General features: G+C 67.4%; 19 protein-coding genes. 10 read left to right on the top strand and 9 right to left on the bottom strand.

Annotated elements, in window-relative coordinates; translation table 11 throughout:
* Positions 1-2 precede the first annotated feature (2 nt).
* The 7 genes from DEJ13_RS07705 (at position 3) to DEJ13_RS07675 (ending at position 6300) form a co-directional block, all read left to right on the top strand.
* Positions 3-1169 carry a TDT family transporter gene (locus tag DEJ13_RS07705; RefSeq protein WP_258374218.1) on the top strand — a complete coding sequence of 389 codons (1167 nt, stop codon included), beginning with the start codon at positions 3-5 and terminating at the stop codon, positions 1167-1169.
* Positions 1166-1738 carry a uracil-DNA glycosylase family protein gene (locus tag DEJ13_RS07700; RefSeq protein ID WP_055950118.1) on the top strand — a complete coding sequence of 191 codons (573 nt, stop codon included), beginning with the start codon at positions 1166-1168 and terminating at the stop codon, positions 1736-1738. The genes DEJ13_RS07705 and DEJ13_RS07700 overlap by 4 nt, the downstream gene beginning before the upstream one ends.
* 140 nt (positions 1739-1878) lie before the next feature.
* The gene (locus DEJ13_RS07695; RefSeq protein WP_055950115.1) at positions 1879-2481 is read left to right on the top strand and encodes a recombinase family protein; all 603 of its coding nucleotides are present in this window, start codon (positions 1879-1881) and stop codon (positions 2479-2481) included.
* Between the two features lie 6 nt (positions 2482-2487).
* Entirely contained in the window at positions 2488-3879 is a 1392-nt protein-coding gene (locus DEJ13_RS07690; protein WP_082473848.1) for a TnsB C-terminal domain-containing protein, read from the top strand.
* Positions 3876-4688, top strand: a complete 813-nt coding sequence (locus DEJ13_RS07685) for an AAA family ATPase (protein WP_111108279.1) — start codon at positions 3876-3878, stop codon at positions 4686-4688. The genes DEJ13_RS07690 and DEJ13_RS07685 overlap by 4 nt, the downstream gene beginning before the upstream one ends.
* A 135-nt stretch (positions 4689-4823) precedes the next feature.
* Positions 4824-5471, top strand: coding sequence for a recombinase family protein (locus tag DEJ13_RS07680; protein ID WP_111108264.1), 648 nt, complete (start codon positions 4824-4826; stop codon positions 5469-5471).
* Positions 5464-6300 (top strand): hypothetical protein, encoded by an 837-nt coding sequence (locus DEJ13_RS07675; protein WP_111108265.1) that lies wholly within the window; start codon positions 5464-5466, stop codon positions 6298-6300. Before DEJ13_RS07680 ends, DEJ13_RS07675 begins: the two co-directional genes overlap by 8 nt.
* Before the next feature lie 39 nt (positions 6301-6339).
* Here the strand turns inward: DEJ13_RS07675 and DEJ13_RS07670 are convergent, their stop codons facing one another.
* From DEJ13_RS07670 to DEJ13_RS07630, 9 genes are all read right to left on the bottom strand, one after another.
* On the bottom strand, positions 6340-6711 hold the full coding sequence (locus tag DEJ13_RS07670) for a hypothetical protein (RefSeq protein ID WP_220037627.1): 372 nt from the start codon (positions 6709-6711) through the stop codon (positions 6340-6342).
* A 2-nt stretch (positions 6712-6713) separates the two neighbouring features.
* Positions 6714-7280 carry a ParA family protein gene (locus DEJ13_RS07665; RefSeq protein WP_111108266.1) on the bottom strand — a complete coding sequence of 189 codons (567 nt, stop codon included), beginning with the start codon at positions 7278-7280 and terminating at the stop codon, positions 6714-6716.
* A gap of 154 nt (positions 7281-7434) precedes the next feature.
* On the bottom strand, positions 7435-7839 hold the full coding sequence (locus DEJ13_RS07660; protein ID WP_111108267.1) for a four-helix bundle copper-binding protein: 405 nt from the start codon (positions 7837-7839) through the stop codon (positions 7435-7437).
* Between the two features lie 85 nt (positions 7840-7924).
* Entirely contained in the window at positions 7925-9229 is a 1305-nt protein-coding gene (locus tag DEJ13_RS07655; protein WP_111108268.1) for a M23 family metallopeptidase, read from the bottom strand.
* Between the two features lie 52 nt (positions 9230-9281).
* Entirely contained in the window at positions 9282-9977 is a 696-nt protein-coding gene (locus DEJ13_RS07650) for a M23 family metallopeptidase (protein WP_146245341.1), read from the bottom strand.
* 392 nt (positions 9978-10369) lie between these two features.
* Positions 10370-10969 (bottom strand): DUF305 domain-containing protein, encoded by a 600-nt coding sequence (locus tag DEJ13_RS07645; RefSeq protein ID WP_111107408.1) that lies wholly within the window; start codon positions 10967-10969, stop codon positions 10370-10372.
* Between the two features lie 104 nt (positions 10970-11073).
* Complete coding sequence (locus tag DEJ13_RS07640; protein ID WP_111107409.1) at positions 11074-11535, bottom strand: hypothetical protein; 462 nt, start codon at positions 11533-11535, stop codon at positions 11074-11076.
* A 95-nt stretch (positions 11536-11630) separates the two neighbouring features.
* Positions 11631-11951 carry a metal-sensitive transcriptional regulator gene (locus DEJ13_RS07635; protein ID WP_111107410.1) on the bottom strand — a complete coding sequence of 107 codons (321 nt, stop codon included), beginning with the start codon at positions 11949-11951 and terminating at the stop codon, positions 11631-11633.
* 38 nt (positions 11952-11989) lie between these two features.
* A complete protein-coding gene (locus tag DEJ13_RS07630; protein ID WP_111107411.1) occupies positions 11990-12667 on the bottom strand; it encodes a hypothetical protein in 678 nt (225 codons plus the stop codon).
* Between the two features lie 122 nt (positions 12668-12789).
* On the opposite strand from DEJ13_RS07630, the gene DEJ13_RS07625 reads away from it, so the two are divergent.
* The 3 genes from DEJ13_RS07625 to DEJ13_RS07615 are packed head-to-tail and all read left to right on the top strand — an operon-like array spanning position 12790 to position 15726.
* Positions 12790-13017, top strand: coding sequence for a heavy-metal-associated domain-containing protein (locus tag DEJ13_RS07625; protein ID WP_111107412.1), 228 nt, complete (start codon positions 12790-12792; stop codon positions 13015-13017).
* On the top strand, positions 13014-15215 hold the full coding sequence (locus tag DEJ13_RS07620; RefSeq protein WP_111107413.1) for a heavy metal translocating P-type ATPase: 2202 nt from the start codon (positions 13014-13016) through the stop codon (positions 15213-15215). The genes DEJ13_RS07625 and DEJ13_RS07620 overlap by 4 nt, the downstream gene beginning before the upstream one ends.
* Before the next feature lie 7 nt (positions 15216-15222).
* Positions 15223-15726 (top strand): DUF4396 domain-containing protein, encoded by a 504-nt coding sequence (locus DEJ13_RS07615; RefSeq protein ID WP_258374134.1) that lies wholly within the window; start codon positions 15223-15225, stop codon positions 15724-15726.
* Positions 15727-15763: the final 37 nt, after the last annotated feature.

The raw sequence follows: 15763 nt of genomic DNA, 5'->3' as shown, positions 1-15763 counted from the left end.
CCATGACAACGCTCCGCACCGACCCTGCACCCGCGAACGGTAGCAAGCTGCCCCAACGGCCGCAGACGGCGTTGTTCCGCGATCTGGAGCGGCCGGGCCTGATCGTGTCGAATCTCACACCGAACTGGTTCGCGTCGATCATGGGCACGGGCATCGTCGCCGTCGCAGCTGCGTCACTCCCACTGCAGTTCCCGGGACTCCGGTTCGCGGCGACGGTCGTGTGGGCGATCGCCGCGGTGCTCCTCGTCGCCCTCACGATCGCGACGGTGCTGCACTGGATCCGCTACCGGAGCACCGCAGCCGGGCACCACCTCAACCCGGTCATCTCCCACTTCTACGGCGCACCACCGATGGCGTTCCTCACCGTCGGCGCCGGGACACTCCTGCTCGGCAAGGACTGGATCGGCCTGCCCGCCGCCGTGACCATCGACTGGGTCCTGTGGACCATCGGCACCATCGGAGGACTGCTCACGGCAGTCCTGGTGCCGTACCTGGCGTTCACCCGCCACGAGAACAAGCCCGACTCCGCGTTCGGCGGTTGGCTGATGCCGATCGTCCCGCCGATGGTGTCCGCGTCCACCGGCGCGCTCCTCCTGCCCTACGCCCCCGCCGGACAGTGGCGCGAGACACTGCTGTGGTCCTGCTACGGCTTCTTCGGCCTCAGTCTCGTGACGTCGCTGGTCGTGATCACGTTGATCTGGAACCGGCTCGCGCTCCACAAGGTCGGTGCCGCCGGAATGGTGCCGACCCTGTGGATCGTCCTCGGACCGGTCGGACAGTCGATCACGGCGGTGAACCTCCTCGCCTCGAACGCCCCCACCGTCGTCGACGAATCCACCGCCCACGCGCTCCTGATCGTGGCGCTGGTGTACGGGTTCGCGATGCTCGGCTTCGCGCTGCTGTGGACCGTCATCGCCCTCGCCGTGACTGTCCGGACCGCCCGCGAACACCTGCCGTTCAGCCTGACCTGGTGGTCGTTCACGTTCCCCGTCGGCACCTGCGTCACCGGACTCAACGGGCTCGCCCTGCACTCAGGCCTGACCGTCGTTGCCGTCCTCGCCGTCATCTACTACGCCGGCCTCGTCGCCGCATGGATCACCGTTGCCCTTCGCACCTTTCACGGATCCGTCATCCGTGGCACCCTGCTGGCACCGCCACAGCCGGCATGAGTACCCCCGAGGAACTCGCTGACGTTCGATCGCTGAACGGTCTCGCGGAGACGTGGCGGACCGCGCCCGACGGCAGCCGACGGTTCGTCCCGAGCTTCGACCCACGATCCGGCGGCAGGTCCAGCCGCGTCCTGGTCCTGATGCAGTCGCCCGGCCCCCAGACCATCGCCGCAGCGCACGCAGCTATCTGCAGCGAGGACAACCCGGGCCCGACCGCGGCCGCGTTCCGAGCAGCCCGTATCGAGTCCGGACTCGCACGCGGCGAGTACGTCCGCTGGAACCTCATCCCATGGGAACTGCCCGACCGCGTGCGACTCGCGGACATCGACGAGGGGCGGCATGCCCTTGCCACACTGCTCGCGGCCCTCCCCGCGCTCACTGCGATCGTCACGTACGGGGCCGTCGCCCTCGACGGCGTCATGCGACACCTCACCCTGGACGAGCACCCCCGACTCCTCCCGGTCATCGCAGCACCACATCCGTCTCCCGCCAACGGCCGCCACCGCTCGGAACAACACTTCCGTTCCGTGCAAGCACTCCGGCTCGCCGCGCGAGCGCAACAGACGTAGCAAATACGAACGATTCCGCTACAACTATCCGTACCGGCGGTCAGTCAGGGTGCGAGGCGCCGTGTCTTGTAGCGGAACCCAGTCCCAGAATCTACGTGCCGCCACTACCCCTCCTGGTCGAGTTTCGCTACGTTCTCTTCATGGGTCACCTTCTCGGGTACGCGCGCGTGTCCACCACAGACCAGGACGCGTCGCTGCAGATCGACGCGCTCAACGCCGCTGGCTGCTACCGCGTGTTCGTCGACACCATGTCCGGGTCGCTCCAACACCGGCCCGAGCTCGACAAGCTCCTCGACCAGCTCCGCCCCGGCGACACTCTTGTCGTCTGGCGACTCGACCGGCTCGGCCGGTCCATCCGGCACCTCATCGATCAGCTGCACGCTCTCGCCGAGCGCAGCATCGGGTTCCGGTCCCTGCAGGAGACCATCGACACCACCTCGCCCGGCGGCCGGCTCGTGTTCCACGTCTTCGCCGCGTTGGCGGAGTTCGAACGGGACCTCATCAAGGAACGCACCAACGCCGGCCTCGCCGCCGCTCGAGCCCGCGGCCGCACCGGCGGCCGACCATCTCGGCTCTCCGCGGACCAGGTGCGCACCGCACGCCGGCTCTACGAACAGCAGGACATGACCGTCGCGCAGATCGGCGACGTGCTCGGCGTTAGCCGCACCACCATCTACCGTGCACTCGCGAAGCACGCCGAGCCCGTCGCGGCGCGACGAACCAAGCCTTCCCCAACGATGTAGCTGGCCATGGACGCGAGCGAGCGGTGGGGCATCCTTCGACTGCACGTCGAGGACGCCATCCCGCTCGCCACCCTGGCCCGCACCACGGGCGTCGCTGAGCGCACCCTGCAACGCTGGCTGGCCCGCTACCGAACCGGCGGATACCCGGCTCTCGCCGACGGCACCCGCACCGATCACGGCGCCCGACGGACGGCACCGGAACTGGTGCGCCTGATTGAGGGGCTCGCACTCACCAAGCCACGACCCTCGATCGCCACGATTCACCGCCAGGTCGACAATTACTGCACCAAACGAGGTCTCTCGGCGCCGTCATACTCCGTTGTGCGGTCGATCGTGAACGGGCTTGATCCCGGGATGGTGACGCTCGCGCTTGAGGGGCCCGCGTCATATCGGGACAAGCACGAACTGCTGCTCCGACGTCGTGCGGATCGCCCCAACGCGATCTGGCAGGCGGACCATACGATGCTCGACCTGCTCATCGTCGGACCCGACGGCAAGCCCGAACGGCCGTGGTTGACGGTGATCCTCGACGACTACTCCCGCGCGGTCTGCGGGTACATGGTGTTCCTCGGCGCCCCATCCGCCGCGAACACCGCGCTCGCGCTCCGGCAAGCGATCTGGCACAAGCCGGAACCGGACTGGCCTGTCTGCGGGATCCCAGACGTGCTCTACACAGACCACGGGTCCGACTTCACCAGCCACCGAATCGGCGACACCGCCGCCGTGCTGCACCTCCGCATCATCCACTCGCAGGTCGCTCGCCCCCAGGGCCGCGGGAAGATCGAGCGGTTCTTCGGCACCATCAACACCGAGCTGCTCCCAACGCTCCCCGGCCACCTCGCACCCGGATCCTCGGCGCCGACGCCGGCGCTGGATCTCGCCGGTGTCGACAGTGCCATCAACACGTTCATCCGCCGCTACAACGCCCGCATCCACCGCGAGCTCCGGAAGAGCCCACTGGAAGCGTGGATCGCAGACGGGTGGCTGCCACGAATGCCGGACTCCCTCGAGCAGCTCGACGGGTTCCTGCTCACCGTCCCGACCACGCGCGTCGTGCAACGAGACGGCATCCACTTTGAAGGGCTCCGCTATACCGCAACCACTCTCGCACCCTTCGTGGGCAGCACCGTCAGCGTCCGGTACGACCCCCGCGACGTCACCGAGATCCGTGTCTTTCACCGCGACGCGTTCCTGTGCACCGCGATCAGTACCGCGCATCAGACCGAGACCATCAGTCTCAAGCAGATCCAGGCCGCCCGGAACGCGCAACGAAGAGCCCTGCGCGGGCAGATCCGCGAACGCATCGCGATCGTCCGCCCGACACCCGATGATCACACCCCACCAGCACCCGCACCGGATCAACCGCGACTAAAGACCTACGAGGAGGACCGGTCATGACGAGCCAGTTCATCATCACCAAGGAGCACCGCCGGTTCGCGGAGTTCGCTGACGCCGTCCGGAAGCAGAACACCATCGGGGTCTGTTTCGGCCCTGCCGGCGTCGGTAAGACCCTCTCAGCCCGCCGCTACGCGCACTGGGACAGCATCGGCCCGTTCATCGCCAGGTGGGCCGCGCGAAGCGAAGACGACACCAAGATCTACGCCGCCGCCCACCGCGCCCGGACCGTCTTTTACACGCCCGAAGTCTCCGCAACGATGCGCGCCCTGCAGGACGACCTTCGGCACGACATGCTCCGCACCGAACGCTGCATCGAGGAACACCTCATCCTCCACGGCGGCCACGTCGACCACATGCACGGCCCCAACCCGTCCTTGCTCGAGCTGATCATCATCGACGAGTCCGAACGCCTCACCGGCAACGCGATCGAGTGGCTCCGCGACCAATACGACCGCACCGGCATCGCGATGATCCTCATCGGCATGCCCGGCATCGAGAAGCAGTTCAGCCATTACCCGCAGCTTTACAGCCGACTCGGGTTCGCCCACCAGTACCGTCCCCTCGGCCACGACGAGCTGCTGTTCGTCCTCGAACGCCAATGGCGAAAGCTCGGCAAGGCACTCGACCCCGACGACTTCACCGACGCGCAAGCCATCGCTGCGGTCGAACGCATCACCCGCGGCAACTTCCGCCTCCTCGAACGCCTGCTCCCACAGATCCAACGCGTCCTGAAGATCAACGAGCTCGACGTCATCACCAACGACGTCGTCGAAGCCGCACGCAGCACCCTCGTCATCGGCACCACCTGACCCGGCACGGACCGCAGCGAAAACGACGACACAGATCGAGGCTGCTCACACCCGCGGAACGTCTGACATCAGCGCGTCTCAGATAGGTAGTCCGAAATAGGTTCCGGTGATGGTGCCCTATGCGAGACTGTGAGTATGGAATCCGGATGGACACTCGGCTACGCCCGCGTCTCAACCGACGGCCAAGACCTCACCGCTCAAACCGACGCGCTGGTGGCACTCGGCGTGCCGTCGGAACGCGTGTTCACCGACAAGGGCATGACGGGCACGAAACGTGATCGGCCGGGGCTGAAATCCGCGCTGGCTGCCTGCCGTCCGGGAGACACACTCGTCGTGACGAAGCTTGACCGGCTCGCGCGATCGCTGCGGGATGCAACGGACATCGCTGAGGAGCTGACCCGTCGCGGCGTGCGCCTGAACCTCGGTGGATCGGTCTACGACCCCACGGACCCTGTCGGCCGGTTGCTGTTCAACGTGCTGGGCATGGTGGCTGAGTTCGAGTCGGACCTGATCCGCGCCCGGACCCGAGAGGGCATGGCCACCGCGAAGGTGCGCGGCAAGCTCAAGGGTCGGAAGCCCAAGCTCTCCCCCGCACAGGAACGTCATCTCGTCGCGTTGCACCGCGCCGGCGACCACTCGATCGCCGAGCTCGTCGAACTGTTCGGCATCGGCCGAGCGACGGTGTATCGGGCTCTCGATCGCCACCCAGTCGCAACGTCATCGGATCTCGCTCTCCCGCGGGCGGAAGCGTCAGTTGCTCAGGTAGCGTCAGCCCGTGGATAAGTTCCTCAGCAACCCGGCAGGCCGGCTGTACCGATTCCTTGAGCACTGCGAGCGAGAGAACGGCAACGACTCCGTCCTCGAGGGGTGGCGGCGCTACCTGGACCTACCCGGTGGCGCCAGCAGCATCGAGATCCTGGGTGGCATCGCCCCGCTCTTCGTGCTGCCCAAGCTCATTGCCGATCTGCTCCTATCGACAGAGCACGCTGAGGAGAACCTGGATGACTTCAGGCCCGCGCTCGAGGCAGCGCGAGATGCCATGTCGATCGCGGCCGAATCGACGACTCAAATGGTGCAGATGCAGCGGAAGTTCAACGCTGGGCACGTCCAGGCCTTGAAGAGCTGCAGTCGCGTCTTGCAACGGCTCCCCGGAGCCGGAGCAGTGCCGGAGGACGACCAGCTGGCTGAGGTGCGAGACAGTGCTCAGGAGCTGATCGATTCGATCGATAACGCAACCGACCTGCCAGACACAGTTCGCGAGACCCTGCTCGGCTACGCGCACTCCGCCATCCGTGACGTCGACCTCTTCAAGGTGGGCGGCCTTGACGCCCTCGAGCGAGAAGCGAACCGCTTCCGCGGCCAAGTGGAGCTCAACCCTGGATCGGTGCTCCCCCCGGTCAAGGAAAAGGGCATCTGGGTGGCACTGAAACGGTTCGCGACAGCCCTCGAGATTATTGTGCTGGCGAGCCATGCACCGATCGCGATCGCCGCAGACGTCGAGGAGTACAAGCAGGCAATTCTCTCCATCACTGCGGAGCTGCCTGCGGAGGTCATCGCGCCGGCACCCGCTCGGCCAGCGTTACAGGCGCCTGGGTCGAGCGATCCTGTCTGACAGAACGAAGCAAGTAGTTAGCAACTTGAAAGTTGCAACTCAGCCAGAAAGATCAGCGTCGCGGATCCCTAAGGATTCGCGCAGTTCTGCCTCGGTCGTGCCGCTCAAGCGGTCGCCGTTGGCTATGAGCAGGTCGACGGCAACTCGAATCAGCGTGTTGTCGGTCAACCGCTCGCCCGCCCGGCCACGAAGGACGTTGAGCTCCTTGCGTTTGGCTTCGATCCAGGCCAGCTGGTCGTGCCGCTGTCGCGTCGGTTTCGGCTCGAATGTGAGCCACTTCGGCACATCTGCTCCGATGTCGTTCAAAACCGCCGCAGATGGTTGGGACTTCTCGGGCTCCGCTTTGGTAGTGGGCACCGGGACGGTCTCAACCTGTTTGCCGATGATGCCGGCTAGGTTTGCGCGCGCCATGACTACTTCCCTCCGTTAGCCCAGATCGTGGTCAGCTCGAGCGCTGCCGACATAAAGTCATCCACCGCAAGGCTCGTGTTGCGGGTCGGCGCGTAGTTGGTGACGACCTCGCCGGTGCCTTGCGCATCCGAATGCGCGATGTACTCGCGGATCCAGGTGTTCAGATGCGGGATCTCGGCGCCATCGAGTGCCTTGAAAGTGTCGTCCTTCCGCGCGTAGGACGCCTCGTTGCGGCCCACGCGGCTGATGACAGCGCGGTACGAGATGCCTCGTGGCTCCACGAGAGATTTGATCGTCCGGAGCAGCGGCCGAATGCTCGCCGGCTGCGGCTCAAGTGGAAGGACTGCGAAGTCGGTTGAGTCGAGCACCAGACCAATCCGTTCCGCCGCGGAAGGTTCAAGGTTCCCCGGAGTGTCTACGAAGATCGTGTCCCAGCTGTCGGCGGCACGAAGCTGACGAAGTACTGCAGGATCGTTCTCATCGGTGAAGTCGAACGGCAGTGCGATCCCCTGCTCATCGGCGGTCTCAGCCCAATCAGTAAGCGTGCGCTGAGACGGATCAAGGTCCACCGCGCTTCTCACGGTGCAGGATGCCCGCATTCCTGCAGCCAAAGCGTTCGCCCGACACGAAGCAGTGAAGCTGCTCACCCCTCAGCGGAAGCGCTGCGAGCGAGAAGCGCGATCGAGGGGCGCATGAAGCACCCCTCGATCGGCGTTCGTGTTGTTAGAGCGTTGCGAGGAGCGTGGTGCAGGCTTCTTCGCAGCGGCGGCAGGCCTCGGCGCAGATCTTGCAGTGCTCGTGCATGTCGGCGTGCTGGGCGCATTCGTCGCCGCACGCCTTGCACGCGGCGCGGCAGGCCTCGAGGACGGCGCGGGTGAGGGTGGCGTCGTAGCCGGTGTGGCGTGAGAGCACGTTGCCGGTGCTGGCGCAGACGTCGGCGCAGTCGAGGTTGGTGCGGATGCACTTGGTGAGTTCGGCGACCATGTTCTCGGACAGGCACGCGTCGGCGCAGGCAGTACAGGTTTGCGCGCATTCGAAGCAGGCGTCGATACACGCTGCGAGGGCTGCTTGGTCGATGCCGCCGAGGTCCTTCGGGTAGGTGCGGAGCATGTCCGTGGTGGTGCTCATGTGCGTTGTCCTTTCCGTCGGTGTTGCTGGTTCTGGTGATGCGCCGACACCGGATGGCGTCGGACGAGTGTGCGGAGCCCTGCGGTTAGTTGACTCCTCGTGTGGCGAGGAAGGCCATGGGATCGGTGGCGACGCCGTTGTTGCGGATCTCGAAGTGCAGGTGGCAGCCGGTGGAAACGCCGGCGTTGCCGACGCCGGCGATGTTTTGCCCGGCGGCGATGTTTTGCCCGGTTCTGACGTAGATGCCGGTGGCGTACACGTGGGCGTAGGCGCTGGTGATGCCGCCGCCGTGGTCGATGATCACGATGTTGCCGTAGCCGCCGTAGGGGCCGGCGTAGGTGACGGTGCCTGCAGCGGTGGCGTAGATCGGGGTGCCGCATGCGGCGCTGAAGTCGGCGCCGGCGTGGAGTCGGTAATCGCCGTAGACGGGGTGAATCCGGTACCCGTAGGCCTGGTAGAAGCTGTACGAGGTGATGGGCCGAGTCCACCCCGATGTGGAGCTACCACCCGTTGGGCGTGGTGTTGCACCCACCGGGGCCGGTGCAGCGGATTGCTCCGGCGCTGGGCGGGCGGCCGCGGCCGCGGCTGCTGCTGCGGCGGCCGCCTGCTGGCGAGCACGTGCCTCAGCTGCGGCTTTTGCGGCTGCTGCGGCTGCGGCGGCTGCGGCTGCTGCGGCGGTTCGAGCGCGGACGCCTGATTGGTAGCCCTGCTCGATGCTGAGACGGTCATCTCGCAGCGTCACCAGCTGCGCCTGCATGGTGCCCACGTTGTCCCGCTCAGCTTGCTCCGCCGTTGCGGCAGCATCGCTGGCTGCGACCGCTTTGTTGAGGGCGGTCTTGGCGGCGGTGGCAAGTTTCGTGCGGGCGGTCTTCGCGACCTTCGCTTGCGCCGCGAGGGCGGACGCGGTTTTGGCCGAGGTGCTCGCGCGGGTGTAGAGCCCGTCGACCTGCTCACCGATCTTGCTCGACATGCTCATCCGCCGTAGGAACGCGTCGGGGTCGTCATCGCCGATGATCGCGCCGGCACCGATCCCGTTCCCGCCACGTCGAGTCATCGCTGCCGCTACCTGTCCGACGGTGCTCCCGAGCTCGTCGGCGTCCTCGCGTGCGGCCGCGGTGCTGGCGGCGAGCTTGGCGTGCACGGCGGATGCTTGATCGAGGTCGTCCTGTGCCTGCTGGTACGACTGCCCAGCCGCCGCGGCGCGGTCCTTCGCAGCCTGGGTCCGTTGCTGGAGCTGATCAATCAGCGCCGTCAACGAGCGGATCTGTGTTTGCTTGGCTTGCTCGCTTCCGCGGGCGGCTTCGACCTGGTCCCACGTCGGAAAGCTCGCCGCAGTCGCCGAGGTGGGAGCGGCGAAAGGAGCCGCGGAAGCGACGACGAGCGCCAACATGATGGCGAGCGCACGGGCGGGTACCGCCGCGTCGCGCCACCCGATGTCGGGATCACAAGGTGCGTCCCGCGTTCGCGGTGAGCCAGGCGATCGGATCGACCGGGGTCACGCCGCCGAGCATCACTTGCAGGTGCAGGTGCGCGCCAGTGCTGGCTCCGGTGTTGCCGACGAGGCCGACGAGCTGCCCCACGGTGACCTGCTGCCCGGCGCGCAGCGGGGATGAGCCGAAGATCATGTGCGCGTAGAGGGTGGAGATGGTCTGCCCGTCGATCTGGTGGTCGATGATGACGTACTGGCCGTACTCCGGGTGCGTGCCGGAGACGCGGACGGTGCCGGCGGCGACGGCACCGATCGGGGTGCCGGCGCCGGGGGTGATGTCCGCACCTTGATGCATCGACGAGCATGCCGCGCACGGGGCGCTGCGTGCGCCGAAGGGTGAGCTGATCCGGATGGCGCCGGCGACGGGCCAGCGGATATCGCCCGCGCCGGTGTTCACGATCGCGCCGGTCGCGGCCGTTGGTGTGGTCGCTTCGCTGCTGGCTGCTGTCGCCGTGCCAGCGGGCTTGGTGGTGGTGATGGTCGGTTTCGGTGCAGGCTTGGTGACGGTGTACCCGTCGCGGTCGGCCGAGACCGTCACGCCGGCAGCGGTGAAGCTCTGCCCGGTGATGACTGGGCTGATACCGGGCACGGTGGCCGTGGGGCCGGTGGTGGCTTGGGCGGGCAGTGCCGCGGCGGCGAACAGCGCCATCGCCGCGGTCGCCCCGGTGACGGGGATCGCTGCCAGCGCGCGGGACCGCAGCGTGCGACCTCGGGTCGGTGCTGCGGCGACGGTCGGTGCCGGTGCCGGTAGTGGCCGCACGGCGACTGGGCGGACACCAGCCCGGGGTGCCGTGCTGGTGCGGCGGGTTTGGGTACTCGCTGCGGCGCGTTCGGCGGCGAGAGCTTCACGGCGGGTCAGCGGGGCGGGAGAGAGTGTCTGGGGGTGGTGCGGGGGCACAGGCATGCTCCAAGAAGGGGGCGGCCCGGGATGGACCGAACGAAACAGAGTGGGGGTTCGACGGCAGTCGAGCGTGAGAAGCGGAGGGGGCCGGTCGCGGGCCGCGGCAGTGAAGGGGGGCACCGCCGCGACCCGCGCCGGGGTCACATCGACGCGAGCATGTCCTTCATCTGGGTGATCTGCTCGGTCTGGCTCGACACGATCGACTTCGCCATCGCGATCGCGTCGGTGTTCTTGCCCTTGTCGACTTCGGTCTTGGCCATGTCGACGGCGCTGGTGTGGTGCTCGACCATCTGCTCGAGGTAGAGCTTCCCGGCGTCCGCAGCGGAGGCCTTGTCGAGGGCGTCCATGTCGGAATCGGACATCATCCCGCCCGACATCGAGGAGTGATCCATCCCGGACATGCTGGAGCTCTCGGTGGGCTCACCCCAGGCCTTCAGCCAGCCGGTCATTGTCTTGATTTCCGGTGCCTGCTCGGCCTTGATCTGCTTGGCGAGGGTGACGACATCGCCGTCAACGTCCGAGCCCTTGTCGAGGAGCATGTCGCTCATCTCGATCGCCTGCTGGTGATGCGGCAGCATCCCCTGGGTGAACATCACGTCCTGGTCGTTGTGCGCCGACGCTGCCGACGACGAGGAGGAGCTGTCGGAGGAGCTGGTGTTGTTGGTGGAGCAGCCGGCGAGGGTGATGCCGATGGTCAGTGCGGCGGCGGCCGCGAGGGTGCGCGTGATGGTGGTGTTCATGGATCCGTTCCCGTGAATGCGTCAGGTGTTCCGGGCAGGCGAATACCTGCCCGTGTTCTGGGCATGCGGGATCTCCCGAAGGGAGTACTCCCGCCGGGGACGAATCAGATGCGGATGATCTGCAGCGCCGCGAGCGATGGCGGCTTGGGTGTCGCGACGCGGCGCGCAACCCGGTCAACCAGTGCGAGCAGTCGCGCCAGGACGTAGAGAACCCCGCCGGTGCGGGCGCCCAACAGCGCCCACGCGAACAGGGTGATCGTCAACGCGCACGCCATCCCCATCAGGGAACACATCAGCGCACACAAGCCGCCGTCGCAGCCGCCGTCACTGAGGACGGTCATGACGGCGCCGGCAGGCCCGGCAGCGTGCGCATCATGCGCAGCTGTGCCGCCATGAGTGTGCTCGGCAGTCATGCTCGACGTCGCGCTCATGCTGTGCTCGCCGGTGGTGGCGTGGCCGAGCATGCTGTGCATCAGGACCGTGAACCCGACCAGCAGCAGCAACGCCAGCACCGCCGTGGCCTGCATAAGCAGGCGGCGGCGCGTGGTGTTCGCGGTGGTGAGCATGCGGATCCGTACTGGTGGCCGGTCGGTGTGCGGGTTCTATGGTGCAGGACGAGCGCTGAGAGAACAACCGCCCCGTCTGCTCGTCAAGGTGCTGTTCAGGCGCGTACGAGTCGGGCGATCGCGTCGGAAGCTTCCTTGAGCTTCTCCGCGGCCGCGTCGCCGCCTTCGGCGACGGCGTCGGTGACGCAGTGCGCGAGGTGGTCGTCCAGAAGACCCAACGCGACGGATTGCAGCGCCTTGGTCATCGCGGACACCTGAGTGAGGATGTCGATGCAGTACTGCTCCTCGTCGACCATCCGCTGCAGCCCGCGGGCCTGTCCCTCGATGCGGCGCAACCGCTTGAGGTAGTCGTCCTTCGCGGTGATGTACCCGTGGTGGTGCTCCTGCTCGGCTGCGGGTGCGGTGGTGTCGGTCATGGACGCTCCTCGGGGTTCTGCGTTCACGGTAGCGGTGCTCATGACGCCGTTGACCAATCGAACGGGGCCGGCGCGATCGGGGTGCCGACGCCGCGGGTGATGACGATGGCAATGTCCTGCTGATCCTCGAGTCGCAGTCTTGGCAACGGCGTCGACGTCTGCTCACCGTCGACGAACACTGCAATCTCTTGTCCGTCCCGCCCGTCGACGTACCCACCGACCTGGCGTGCCCGAAGAGCAACGCCCCATTCGGTGAAGAGCTGTCCGAGGGTGAACGGCTGCACCTCCGCAGATTCGACGTGCACGATGCCGGACGTGTCATGGGTGTGCAGCGCAGACATGCCACCCTGCTGCACGTCGACGCCGATGTTCGCCGGCACGGCAACTGGCTTACCATCCACGGAGACCGAAAGATGCTGATGCGTGTGCAGCGCCGCGCCTTCCATCCCGGCCACCTCGAGCCCAGCAGCGTTCGCCCGCGCCGCCGCATCCGCGGGGGCCGGCCACGGCGGCGCCGCCGACGTGCCGGACGCCGTCCGCGCCGTGTCGTCGCCGCGAGTCAGCGAGGTCACGGTGACGGCGGTGACCGCGGCGAGCACGACGACCACGGCGGCACCCACCAGCCACAGTCGGCGGGTGCGGATGCGCTGCTGCGCCTCCCTGCGGTCAGCGGCCTTCTGCCGCGCCGGCTCGCGCCGATCAGTCCTGGTGGCCATTCTGTCCTCTTCCCGGACGCCGGTTCGACAGATCGGGAACACATCCGCCCACCCAGCGTTACACTCGCTACGGTACCCCCCTAGGGTACCGGATGAATGTAAGTGACGAAGGGAACACCACGATGAGTGAGCAGCTGACGAACACGTACGGCATCACGGGCATGACGTGCGGGCACTGCGTGATGAGCGTCAACGAGGAGCTCGCCGCTGTTCCGGGCGTCACGGATGTGACGATCGACCTCAACGTCGGCGGTGTCTCCACCGCCCGGGTGACCAGCACCCGCGACCTGCCCCAGGACGAAGTCTCCGCCGCCGTGGAGGAGGCCGGCTACACGTTGGTCGGATCATGACGACGACCAGCACCCCGCCGGTTGAGCTGACGATCGAGGGCATGACGTGCGCGTCGTGCGCGAACCGGATCGAGCGGAAGCTGAACAAGCTGCCCGGCGTCACCGCGAGCGTGAACTACGCCACGGAAAGCGCCTCCGTGACGCTCCCCGCGGACCTCGCCGTCGACGACGCGATCCGCACCGTTGAAGCCGCCGGCTACGGCGCCCACCTGCCCGAACCGGCCGGCGCTGACAGCGACGAGCTCGCGCCGCTGCGGCGGCGCTTGATCGTGTCCGCGATGCTCGCTATCCCGGTGGTGGCGCTGTCGATGATCCCGGCGCTGCAGTTCCCGGGATGGCAGTGGGCCGTCCTGGTCTTGGCGCTGCCGGTCGCCGTGTGGGGCGCGTGGCCATTCCACCGCGCTGCCGGGATCAACGCCCGACACGGCGCTGCGACGATGGACACTCTTGTCAGCGTCGGCGTCGCCGCGGCGACCGTATGGTCCGTGTGGGCACTCGTGCTCGGTGGTGCCGGGCACATCGGCATGCGAATGGCGTTCTCCTGGTTCCCGCACCCCGGTGCTGCCCCGGAGCCGTACTTCGAAGTCGCCGCCGCAGTGACGGTGTTCCTCCTCGCCGGCCGGTACTTCGAAGCCCGCGCGAAGGACCGCTCCGGCGCCGCCCTGCAGGCGCTCCTCGCGTTGGGTGCCCCGACCGCCCGGGTGCTCCGGGACGGTGTCGAGACCGAGGTGCCGACCGCGGCACTGCAGGTCGGGGACCGGTTCGTGGTCCGTCCCGGTGAGCGCATCGCCACCGACGGAACCATCACCGACGGCACGAGCGCGATCGACACCAGTGTCATGACCGGTGAAGCGGTCCCCGTCGAAGTCGGGCCCAGCGACACCGTCACCGGAGCGACCGTGAACGTCGGCGGACGGCTCATCGTCGAAGCCACCCGCGTCGGACAAGACACCGAGCTCGCTCGCATCGGCCGACTCGTCGTCTCCGCGCAGACCGGCAAGGCCGAAGTGCAGCGCCTCGCCGACCGGGTCTCCGCCGTGTTCGTCCCGATCGTCATGGGCCTGGCAGTGCTGACTCTCATCGGCTGGCTGCTCATCACCGGCGACGTGCAAGCCGCGTTCACCGCTGCGGTCGCGACGCTGGTCATCGCCTGCCCCTGCGCCCTGGGCCTGGCAACACCCACCGCGTTGCTCGTGGGCACAGGCCGCGGCTCTCAACTCGGGATCCTCATCCGCGGCCCCCAGGTGCTCGAGGCCACCCGCCGGATCGATACCGTCGTGCTCGACAAGACCGGCACCGTCACCACCGGCAGGATGAGCGTCCACCAGGTCACCGCCATCGAGGGAGAAACCGACACCCGGGTGCTCGCCCTCGCCGCCGCCGCGGAAGCAGGCTCAGAACACCCCATCGCCCGCGCCATCACCGCAGCAGCTACCGATCACCCCACCGCGGACACATTCCAGTCCACCGCAGGGCTCGGCGTGCAAGCCGTCGTCGACGGCGCCCTCGTGCTCGTCGGCCGCCCCGCATGGTTGACCGACCAGTGGGCAACCGCCATCCCCGAATCGATCACGGACGCGGTCCGGACCGCGGAACGTGGCGGCGCGACCGCTGTCGTCGTCGCATGGGACGGCGTAGCGCGCGGCGTCATCAGCGTCGCGGACACCATCGCGTCGACCAGTCCGGATGCGATCCGTCGCCTCCACCAGATGGGGCTGCGCACCATCATGCTCACCGGCGACGCCGAAGACGTCGCCCGCACGGTCGCTGCCGAGGTCGGCATCGACGACGTCGAAGCCGAGGTGCGACCCGAAGACAAGTACCGGACCGTCATCCGGCTGCAGCAGCAGGGCCGGTCCGTGGCGATGATCGGCGACGGCGTCAACGACGCCGCCGCTCTCGCTGCCGCAGACCTCGGTATCGCGATGGGTAGCGGCACCGACGCGGCCATGGAAGCCGCCGACATCACCCTCATCCGAGCGGACCTGAGCGCCGCCGCGGACGCGATCGCGCTCGCCCGCCGCACCCTCGGCACGATCAAGGTGAACCTGTTCTGGGCTTTCGCCTACAACGTCGCCGCGATCCCACTCGCCATGGCTGGACTGCTCAACCCGATGATCGCCGGCGCCGCAATGGCGCTGTCGTCCGTGTTCGTCGTCAGCAACAGCCTCCGCCTCCGCACCTTCCACACCCGATAGGAGCGACATGGACACCCACGAACACCACAACATGACCGACCACGACAGCCACCAGGCTCACGGCAGCGGGCGCGGCACGACGACATGGTCGATGGCCGCGCAAGCGACCCTGCACTGCCTCACCGGCTGCGCGATCGGGGAAGTGCTCGGCATGGTCATCGGCACCGCTACTGGCCTGCACAACACCGGCACGATCATCCTCTCGATCGTGCTCGCCTTCATCTTCGGCTACGCCCTCACCATGCGCGGCGTCATCCGCTCCGGCCTGACTTTCTCCGCCGCGTTCAAGGTCGCCCTCGCCGCGGACACGGTCTCGATCGCCGTGATGGAGATCATCGACAACACCGTCATCGTCGCCGTTCCCGGCGCCATGGACGCGCAGCTGAACGACTGGCTGTTCTGGGGCTCTCTCGCGTTCTCCCTCGTCATCGCGTTCATCATCACCACCCCCGTGAACCGGTGGATGATCAGCCGCGGACTCGGCCACGCCGTCGTCCACGGACACCACTAATACCTGCTGCACCAGCACCCGCCAGATGGCCGCATCC

This window comes from Curtobacterium sp. MCLR17_007 (assembly GCF_003234655.2).
In the GTDB taxonomy this organism is placed as follows: Bacteria; Actinomycetota; Actinomycetes; order Actinomycetales; family Microbacteriaceae; genus Curtobacterium.
This window is presented reverse-complemented; position numbering and strand designations above follow the sequence as displayed.

Excerpts from the sequence above, each read along its gene's own strand:
- DEJ13_RS07705 (WP_258374218.1), top strand. The coding sequence starts at position 3 with ATGACAACGCTCCGCACCGACCCTGCACCCGCGAACGGTAGCAAGCTG.
- DEJ13_RS07700 (WP_055950118.1), top strand. The coding sequence starts at position 1,166 with ATGAGTACCCCCGAGGAACTCGCTGACGTTCGATCGCTGAACGGTCTC.
- DEJ13_RS07695 (WP_055950115.1), top strand. The coding sequence starts at position 1,879 with ATGGGTCACCTTCTCGGGTACGCGCGCGTGTCCACCACAGACCAGGAC.
- DEJ13_RS07690 (WP_082473848.1), top strand. The coding sequence starts at position 2,488 with ATGGACGCGAGCGAGCGGTGGGGCATCCTTCGACTGCACGTCGAGGAC.
- DEJ13_RS07685 (WP_111108279.1), top strand. The coding sequence starts at position 3,876 with ATGACGAGCCAGTTCATCATCACCAAGGAGCACCGCCGGTTCGCGGAG.
- DEJ13_RS07680 (WP_111108264.1), top strand. The coding sequence starts at position 4,824 with ATGGAATCCGGATGGACACTCGGCTACGCCCGCGTCTCAACCGACGGC.
- DEJ13_RS07670 (WP_220037627.1), bottom strand. The coding sequence starts at position 6,711 with ATGGCGCGCGCAAACCTAGCCGGCATCATCGGCAAACAGGTTGAGACC.
- DEJ13_RS07660 (WP_111108267.1), bottom strand. The coding sequence starts at position 7,839 with ATGAGCACCACCACGGACATGCTCCGCACCTACCCGAAGGACCTCGGC.
- DEJ13_RS07655 (WP_111108268.1), bottom strand. The coding sequence starts at position 9,229 with ATGTTGGCGCTCGTCGTCGCTTCCGCGGCTCCTTTCGCCGCTCCCACC.
- DEJ13_RS07650 (WP_146245341.1), bottom strand. The coding sequence starts at position 9,977 with ATGGCGCTGTTCGCCGCCGCGGCACTGCCCGCCCAAGCCACCACCGGC.
- DEJ13_RS07645 (WP_111107408.1), bottom strand. The coding sequence starts at position 10,969 with ATGAACACCACCATCACGCGCACCCTCGCGGCCGCCGCCGCACTGACC.
- DEJ13_RS07640 (WP_111107409.1), bottom strand. The coding sequence starts at position 11,535 with ATGCTCACCACCGCGAACACCACGCGCCGCCGCCTGCTTATGCAGGCC.
- DEJ13_RS07635 (WP_111107410.1), bottom strand. The coding sequence starts at position 11,951 with ATGACCGACACCACCGCACCCGCAGCCGAGCAGGAGCACCACCACGGG.
- DEJ13_RS07630 (WP_111107411.1), bottom strand. The coding sequence starts at position 12,667 with ATGGCCACCAGGACTGATCGGCGCGAGCCGGCGCGGCAGAAGGCCGCT.
- DEJ13_RS07625 (WP_111107412.1), top strand. The coding sequence starts at position 12,790 with ATGAGTGAGCAGCTGACGAACACGTACGGCATCACGGGCATGACGTGC.
- DEJ13_RS07620 (WP_111107413.1), top strand. The coding sequence starts at position 13,014 with ATGACGACGACCAGCACCCCGCCGGTTGAGCTGACGATCGAGGGCATG.
- DEJ13_RS07615 (WP_258374134.1), top strand. The coding sequence starts at position 15,223 with ATGGACACCCACGAACACCACAACATGACCGACCACGACAGCCACCAG.